The organism is Bullifex sp. (assembly GCF_034103065.1).
Lineage (GTDB): Bacteria > Spirochaetota > Spirochaetia > Sphaerochaetales > Sphaerochaetaceae > Bullifex.
Genome location: NZ_JAXEGN010000214.1, coordinates 1 through 8,176, shown reverse-complemented (window position 1 = coordinate 8,176; position 8,176 = coordinate 1). Strand labels below are relative to the sequence as shown.

At 32.4% G+C, this 8,176-nt stretch carries 7 protein-coding genes; 3 read left to right on the top strand and 4 right to left on the bottom strand.

Annotation, left to right across the window (positions count from 1 at the left end):
* A partial coding sequence (buk, locus tag SOY52_RS08310; RefSeq protein ID WP_320848489.1) for a butyrate kinase occupies window positions 1-979 on the top strand: 979 nt, incomplete at its 5' end.
* Here buk and SOY52_RS08305 read toward each other — a convergent pair.
* Genes SOY52_RS08305 through SOY52_RS08290 form a run of 4 tightly spaced genes read right to left on the bottom strand, consistent with a single transcriptional unit; the run spans window position 961 to window position 5,195 of the window.
* Window positions 961-2,331, bottom strand: a complete 1,371-nt coding sequence (locus tag SOY52_RS08305; RefSeq protein WP_320848488.1) for an MATE family efflux transporter — start codon at window positions 2,329-2,331, stop codon at window positions 961-963. The two genes, buk and SOY52_RS08305, sit on opposite strands and share 19 nt — an antisense overlap.
* Before the next feature lie 2 nt (window positions 2,332-2,333).
* Complete coding sequence (locus SOY52_RS08300; RefSeq protein WP_320848487.1) at window positions 2,334-2,735, bottom strand: hypothetical protein; 402 nt, start codon at window positions 2,733-2,735, stop codon at window positions 2,334-2,336.
* Window positions 2,732-4,204 (bottom strand): DNA methylase, encoded by a 1,473-nt coding sequence (locus SOY52_RS08295; protein WP_320848486.1) that lies wholly within the window; start codon window positions 4,202-4,204, stop codon window positions 2,732-2,734. Before SOY52_RS08295 ends, SOY52_RS08300 begins: the two co-directional genes overlap by 4 nt.
* Complete coding sequence (locus tag SOY52_RS08290; protein WP_320848485.1) at window positions 4,194-5,195, bottom strand: aldo/keto reductase; 1,002 nt, start codon at window positions 5,193-5,195, stop codon at window positions 4,194-4,196. Before SOY52_RS08290 ends, SOY52_RS08295 begins: the two co-directional genes overlap by 11 nt.
* A 107-nt stretch (window positions 5,196-5,302) precedes the next feature.
* Here SOY52_RS08290 and SOY52_RS08285 point away from each other — a divergent pair, with 107 nt between their 5' ends.
* Window positions 5,303-7,579, top strand: coding sequence for a GGDEF domain-containing phosphodiesterase (locus SOY52_RS08285; protein ID WP_320848484.1), 2,277 nt, complete (start codon window positions 5,303-5,305; stop codon window positions 7,577-7,579).
* 19 nt (window positions 7,580-7,598) lie between these two features.
* On the top strand, window positions 7,599-8,176 hold a 578-nt coding region (locus SOY52_RS08280), incomplete at its 3' end, for an MATE family efflux transporter (protein ID WP_320848483.1).

The window sequence follows — 8,176 nt, the reverse complement described above, 5'->3', positions numbered from 1 at the left end:
AAGTGCAAATGACCAAATTCCGATGAGACGCATGGTAATTGAAGATTTACTAAAGGAATATGGATATTCACTTAACGATATAGATGTATTTATCGGTAGAGGTGGTTGTGCTTATTCTCAAAAGTCTGGAGTAATGGAAATAGATGAAAAGCTCTATCAAGATACAAGAGATGATAAGGGTGGTAGTGATCATAGTGCTAAGCTAGGAGTTATGCTGGCATACATTTTCTCAAAGGAAACTAATAAAAGAGCCTACACCGTTGATCCTACAAATGTAGATGAATACATGCCTGAAGCTAGAATTACTGGAATTAAGGGTGTATATAAAAGAGCTCAATCACATGTATTAAACCAAAAGGGTATTGCAAGACTTTGGTGTAAAGAACATGGAAGGAATTATGAAAATTCAAGGTTAATTGTTTCTCACATTGATGGTGGAATTACCATTGCTGCACATGAAAATGGGTTAATGATTGATGGCACAGAAGGGGCTGGAGGTGATGGACCATTTACCCCAACTCGTCTTGGCTCTATTCCTGTGCTCGAGGCTGTAAGATATGCTAAAAACCATAGTATTGAGGATGTTGAAGCTATGTGTTCTCGTTCCGGTGGTTTTGTCAGTCACTTTAATACCTCAAATGCTGATACCATCCATAAGGCAGTAGAAGAAAATGATGACCATGCCAAGCTTGTTTGGAATGCAATGATATACCAAATTGCAAAGGAAATTGGAGCAATGGCTGCTGTATTAGAGGGAAGAGTAGATGGAATTCTACTAACTGGTGGTTTAGTACGTTTTAATGACATAGTTGAGGGTATTAAAGAGCGTTGTTCTTTCATTGCACCTATTTATGTTTATAAAGGTGAAGTTGAACAAGAGGTATTAAATAGCGAAGTATTAAAAGTGCTAAGAGGTGAAATAAAGGCTAATAAATATAGTGGAAAGCCTGTATTTGAAGGTTATTCTTGGGATGAGTGAGCAAAAACACTACTAGATGTTATATCAACTTTCTTATAGTAAATTGATAGAATAATTGTGCATAGTAGCCAGCCTAATGGATATCCAAGAGCAATTAAAATCAAATGATTATATACTTTTGAGACAATAAATAGATAAATTTGTCTAAATACAATGAAGCAACTCATCATGATAATCATTGGAATTTTTGTGTTTCCGGCACCCTTTAGTGCTCCATTATGAATCTGGTTATATGCAATGCATAAAAAGAATGGGCTCATTGTTCTTAGGAAAATAATTCCATAATTTAATACTTCTGCATCTTTGCAGAATATTAATAAAAGATAAGGTGCAAATATCCAAAGTATTGATAGTAGCACTATTGAAGTAATTACATTCATCCAAGTTGCTATTTTTACGCCCTTAATGGCTCTTTCTTTATCTCCAGCACCGATGTTTTGCCCCATAAATGTAGTAATGGCCAGTCCAATTGATTGTAGTGGTAATAAGCAGAATTTATCAATTTTGTTGTATGATGAGTAACCTGCCATAGCTGCAGATCCAAATGAATTAATGTAGCTTTGGACAAATACATTTGAAAATGCTGTTATCATCATCTGTAGTGCAGTAGGAAGTCCAATTCTAAATATTTGTTTAACTAAAGCAGGATAAAGCTTGATTTTGTTTATTACTATTTTATAGCAATCATTTGTTTTCATTAATGTGTAAAGAACTAATATTGCAGATAGTCCTTGAGCAATAATTGTTGCATATGCAGCTCCACTAACGCCAAATTTAAATACTGCAACAAATATTATGTCTAAAATAGTGTTTGTAACTGCTGAAAAGATTAAAAAGTAAAGAGGATGTTTTGAGTCTCCTACAGCTCTAAGTATTCCAGAACCCATATTGTAGAGCAAAAGACCAATAAGACCTAGAAAGTATATATCAAGGTATTTCTTAGCTTCTGGCCAAACATCCTCAGGAACCTTTGATATTGCAAGAAAGATATCTGTTGTAAAAAGAGAGATAATGGTAGTTCCTATTGCCATTAATATAGTAATTGCAATAGTTGAATGCACTGCTTTATGAACATTATTATCATCAGTTGCACCATAGTATTGTGAAATAACAACACCTGCACCTGCAGATAGTCCTACAAAGAAGCCTATGTATGTGTTTATTATTGAATCAACAGAGCCAATAGCTGCTAAAGCTTCTTTACCAACAAAATTTCCAACTATTATGCTGTCAACAGTATTGTATAGTTGCTGAAAGAAATTTCCAATCATCAATGGGAGAGCAAAGTAAAGAAGGCATTTAAATATTGAGCCTTCAGTCATCCTTTTTGATTTATTTTTACTACTCTCCATAGCTATTCAACATAGCTCTTATTTTGCTTTGTTTCAAGCGCTATAATGTCATTAATTTTTATAGTAATTCCATTAGCTAATTGTATTATTTGTTTCTCTATAAAGATTTTAGTAATAATACTATCTAGAGTGAGATATTTCCCTCCACTTTTTGTTTTATCTTTTTCAAAAAAAGTGATTTTAACTTCTTTTCCAATTGAAGATTGTATCTTGTTATTTAAATTTATAGCTTCATCATTTGTTAAGTATCGTCTATCTTCTGTTACTCTACTTTCTTCACAAATTGCTTCCTCATACCCTGTTAATGCGGCAAATGGAGAAAACTGTGCAGCCCGTTTTGACCTTGGCATAGGGATGTGCTTCATCAAAGATTTATAATCAAGGTTAATTAAATCCTCATTCATGCTTTATGGCCTCCGATTTGACTATTTCTCTCTTTTAAGGTCGCACCATCAGTGTAGTCAAGTGCTCTCAAAATAGCGTTCTTGCCAAAGCGCTCTTTAATTTCAAGTGTAGCCTTTTGTAATGCTCTTTCCTTCTTTAGTTTTTCTTCATCTTCTTTTTGTGAAAATAAATCAAGTTGTATTTCTTCTTCAGCTTCTTTAACACATTTAAGGTTTGTTACTGCAATATTTAATCGACGAATAAAAAGATTAGGAGAAACTATTTCCTCATAGAGTTTAATAAATTCATTAATTAATTGAGAGGAAGAGGAGGTGTAGGTATTAAGCTTTTTAGCTTTATTCACACTCTTTGGAACTTTCCTTCCATAGTGATCAAGCTTAATCTCACCTCTGTAATCTCCATTTTTTAAATTATCTATATCATAACCTACATAGAGTACTATTCCATCTGCCATTAAATCTTTTGAAACTAAATCAAGTGAGATGGTATCAGCCATTTCCTTTAATACTATTTTAGCTTTATCAAAAGAGTAGGGTTCTTGAAGTACTTGGCCCTGTGTTAATGATGTGTTTTCAGGCTTATATGCCTTAATATCTTCCATTCTACAACTTTCACATCCCCAGGCATGGTCTATTAATAATTCTGCATTAACACCAAATTCCTTATATAATCTATCTTCATTTAAGTATTCTTCATCACTTCCAAGCGATGCTTTTGCAAGCTCACCCATAGTGTGAATTCCCATTCGATTTAAATGGTCTACAATTCCTTTTCCAAATCGCCAGAAGTCAGTTAAGGGTTTATAGTCCCAAAGTTTTTTTCGATACGAAATTTCATCAAGAGTTGCTATTCTTACTCCATTTTTATCTGCTTTAATGTGCTTAGCCTCTATATCCATTGCTATTTTGGCAAGATAAAGGTTTGTACCAATACCAGCAGTTGCTGTAATCCCTGTTTGCTTTAAAACTTCATTTATTAACATGGAAGTAAAGTCAAAAGCATTCATTTTATATAGCTTTAGATAGCTAGTTGCATCGATAAATACTTCATCGATTGAGTATACATGAATGTCTTCTGGGGCAATGTATTTAAGATAAATTGAGTAAATACTTTTACTAATATCTATGTAATAAGCCATTCTAGGAGGTGCAATGTGAAAGTCTATTGCAAGATTAGGATTGTTATCTAGCTCCTTTTTTGATCTAGATTTTCCTGTAAGCTTACATACTCTAGCTCTTTTTTGATTAGCTTCTTTTAATATTTGTAATACTTCAAATAGTCTTGCCCTTCCTTTAATACCATAGGTTTTTAAGGAAGGGGACACAGCAAGACATATTGTTTTTTCACTTCTAGAAGGATCTGCAACAACTAAATTAGCATCGAGTGGATCAAGTGCACGTGAAACACATTCAGCTGATGCATAAAATGATTTTAAGTCTATCGCGATGTATGTTCTCTCAGTAGACAACCGGTTTTACTATCTCCTCAATAATATTTAGCTCATCAAGGGTAAATAGGTTTCCTGAAGCTGCTTTAATATTTTTTAGTAGCTGACTTGATTTTGAAACCCCAACGAGCACGCTAGTTACTTTATCATCTTTTAATACCCATTTCAAAGCCATTTCAGAGAGTGTTTCACCACGCTGTAATGCATGAGCATTTAGCTTTTTAATTACATCTAACTTTTGCACTGTAATATCTTCGCTATTTAAGAATTTACTACTTGAAGCAGCTCTACTATCATTTGGAATACCATCTATATAGCGGTCTGTTAAAAGGCCTTGAGCTAATGGTGAAAATGAAATTATACCTTTTCTTAATCTATAAGAGGTTTCTTTTAAACCATTTTTCTCAATTGTTCTATTAAACAAATTGTAGCTATTTTGGTTGATGATAAAAGGTACATTTAATCTTGTTAATATTTCATTTGCCTCTTCAAGAGTTTTTCCATCGTAATTACTAAGCCCAACATAGAGAGCTCTTCCACTTCTTACGATGTCAGCTAATGCTAACATCGTTTCTTCTAGTGGAGTACTTTTATCCATTCTATGGTGGTAGAAGATATCTACGTAATCAAGATTGAGGCGCTTTAAGCTCTGATCAAGACTAGCAAATAGATATTTTCTAGATCCTCCATCGCCATATGGGCCTGGATACATCTCGTAGCCTGCCTTTGTGCTAATTATTAATTCATCACGATAATTTTTTAAGTGGGAGGATAATAATCTACCAAAGTTACTTTCAGCAGCTCCTGGATAAGGTCCATAGTTATTTGCTAAGTCAAAATGGGTTATTCCATTATCAAAGGCTGTAAAGATAATATCCTTTATATCATCTTCTTTTGCATTACTTCCAAAGTTATGCCATAGTCCTAAACTTACACGAGGAAGCTTAAGACCACTATCTCCACATCTTGAATAAATCATTTCTTGATATCGGTTTTCACTTGCTATATACATATAATTTATCCTCCTTTTTTATTATTGTAAGCTATGTATTGATATAAAGAAAAGTTTTTATTGAAGATAATTCATGCAATCGATAAAATAGCTATAGTTGGTGGAAAATGGATTTTAACAAAAGCAAAAGAAAATATGAATGGAAAAATAGCATAAATGAAAATGCTACAAATATAACCGTTATTAGGGTTGTATTCATTATTCTTATTTTTCTTATTGTTCTTATGGCTGCAATTGGTTTTAAACTAAGAAATAATACTGCCTCCTATTCTTTATATTTTGCTCAATATGTTGCATCTTCAACAAAAGATGAGGTTACAAAAAACATAAAAGAGATAGGCAGTGTATTAGATAAAATAGCTTCAAGAATAGAGATTATAATTTCAGAGGGTAGGTTTGAAATAGTTGAAAGAATATTTGAAACTATTTCTTATTCAAATAACTCTAATGCTATTATATACATAGATGTTAATAATAATTTTTCATCTAATACTGATATTAGTAAATATAAAGAAAAGATTAGCTCTACTATAAAGCATGGAAATAGGAACTTTATTTTCTTTGATGATAGAAGTGCTTTTGTTTATGTACCTGTTCATGTAAAAGGTAATGTTGTAGGTAGTGTTGGTTTTATTTACTCATCAAAGCAATTACTTGACATGTTTGGTCGCTTATCAAATGAAAGCCTAATTGGTATTAGATCTATGTTACTTGATGAATCTTTAGATCCTGTAATTATCAGTGATGAGACTTTAGAACTATATAAGTACTTTCTTTCAGATAACAGCAAAGAAAGAAATGATTCCATTATTAATATAAAAACTCTGATGGATGAAAAAAAACAAGGAAGTTATAAGGTTAAAACTAATGAAGGAAATGTTTTCTTGTTTTTTGATAGAATAGAGAAATATGATATTGTCATCGTAACAGTAGTACCTTCAAGTTTATATGGAATTAACATTGATAGCTTCTTTATTCAGTTAGCATTTTTGAGCATTACTGTTATTATTTTATTTACTACATTAATGATATCTATATTATCGAATGCAAAAAAACGTATTTACGATATGATTAATGCTGCCTACTATGATAGAATTACAGGTGGTTTAAATATTAATGGTTTTTATTTCCAAGCTAAGAAAAATATAAATAATTATAACAATTATGCTTTAGTAAGATTTTCAATTCGTGACTTTGCAATTTATACATCAACATTAGGTTCTGATGAAGGAAATAGAATATTAAAGTGTGTTGTAGCTATAATTAATAATAGACTTGCAAAGGATGAGCTTGCCTGTCGTGTATATGCAGAAAACTTCTTATTAATTATCCATGATTCAGAACAAGAGTTACTAGAGGAGCGTTTAGCTTTCCTCGCTAAAAGTGCAGAAGAAGCATTCAATGAGAATTTAGCACAGTCAAATAAAATTACTATCTCTTTTATAAGTGGTGTATATTCAATTGCTGCTAGTGATACTGATATTGAAGCTTTAGCAGAGCGTGTAAGAATAGTACATGATGTTGCCCTTCTTGATGATAGAAGAGGTAATATTACAAAATTCTATGATTCAAATTTACTTAAAACAATTAAAGAAGAAAAAGAGATAACAGATTCATTTGCTCAAGCAATTGAGTATCGTGAGTTCTTGGTTTACTTCCAACCTAAGGTTGATAGCAATACTAACGAAATCGTAGGTGCTGAAGCATTAGTTAGGTGGAAAAAGGGAGATGAAATTCTTCCTCCTAGCAAATTTATTCCAATCCTTGAGAAAAATGGTAATATTACTGAGCTAGATTTTTATGTTTTTGAAGAAGTATGTGCTGATATTAGGCAATCAATATTGATGGGCTATAATGTTGTTCCTGTTTCTGTAAATCTCTCTGTTAGACACTTTGCTTACTATGGCATTGCAGATGATCTCGAGAAAATTCGTTCTTCCTACTCAATACCGGCATCACTTTTAGATATTGAAGTTACTGAAAGTGTATTCTTTGATAAAAAAACAATCGAAATTGTAAAGGTTGAGCTTAATAAAATGCATAAATATGGTTTTGCTTGCTCTCTTGATGATTTTGGTTCAGGATATTCATCATTAAGTTTACTTATGGACTTCGATATTGATTACATCAAAATCGATAAAAGCTTTATTGATAATATTAATAATGCAAAGTCTAAGGTAATTTTGCAGTCAATTATTAACCTTGCATTATCTCTAAATATGGGAATTGTTGCTGAAGGTGTTGAAACAAAAGAGCAATTAGAGATAATAAAACAAATGGGTTGTAAGGTAATTCAAGGTTACATTTATTCAAAGCCTATTTGTTTAGAGGATTGGATTGAGTACAGAAAATCATTCGGGGGGGCAAAACCTACTGGATTATAAATACTTGCAGGTAAAATAAATGAAAGATAATAAACACTATAAGATGATGACAGAGGCTCCAGTAGAGCCTCTTGTTCTCAAATTGGCTGTACCTACAGTTATTTCGATGTTAGTTTCTTCTATCTATAATATGGCCGATACGTTTTTCGTATCTCAATTAGGTACTAGTGCATCTGCAGCAGTTGGAATTGTATTTTCTCTAATGGCAATTATGCAGGCAATTGGATTTACAATTGGAATGGGAAGTGGAATTTTAAGCTCTAGACTTTTAGGAGCAGGAAAACAAAAGGAAGCTAGCATTACAGCTTCATCTGCCATCTTTATGGTTGTGATTTTTTCTACACTTCTTTCAATCTTTGGGTTAATTTTTTGTAAACCTTTAATGGTTTTCTTAGGTTCGACACCTACAATACTACCTTATGCTCTAGATTACTCCTCGTTTATCTTATATGCCTGTCCGTTTATTTGTACCTCATTTGTATTTAACAATCTATTACGTAATGAGGGGAAGGCGTTCTATGCAATGATTGGTCTTACAACGGGAGGCGTTTTAAATATTATTTTAGATCCAATCTTTATCTTCGCTCTAAACCTAGG

Excerpts from the sequence above, each read along its gene's own strand:
- SOY52_RS08290 (WP_320848485.1), bottom strand. The coding sequence starts at position 5,195 with ATGTATATAGCAAGTGAAAACCGATATCAAGAAATGATTTATTCAAGA.
- SOY52_RS08285 (WP_320848484.1), top strand. The coding sequence starts at position 5,303 with ATGGATTTTAACAAAAGCAAAAGAAAATATGAATGGAAAAATAGCATA.
- SOY52_RS08305 (WP_320848488.1), bottom strand. The coding sequence starts at position 2,331 with ATGGAGAGTAGTAAAAATAAATCAAAAAGGATGACTGAAGGCTCAATA.
- SOY52_RS08300 (WP_320848487.1), bottom strand. The coding sequence starts at position 2,735 with ATGAATGAGGATTTAATTAACCTTGATTATAAATCTTTGATGAAGCAC.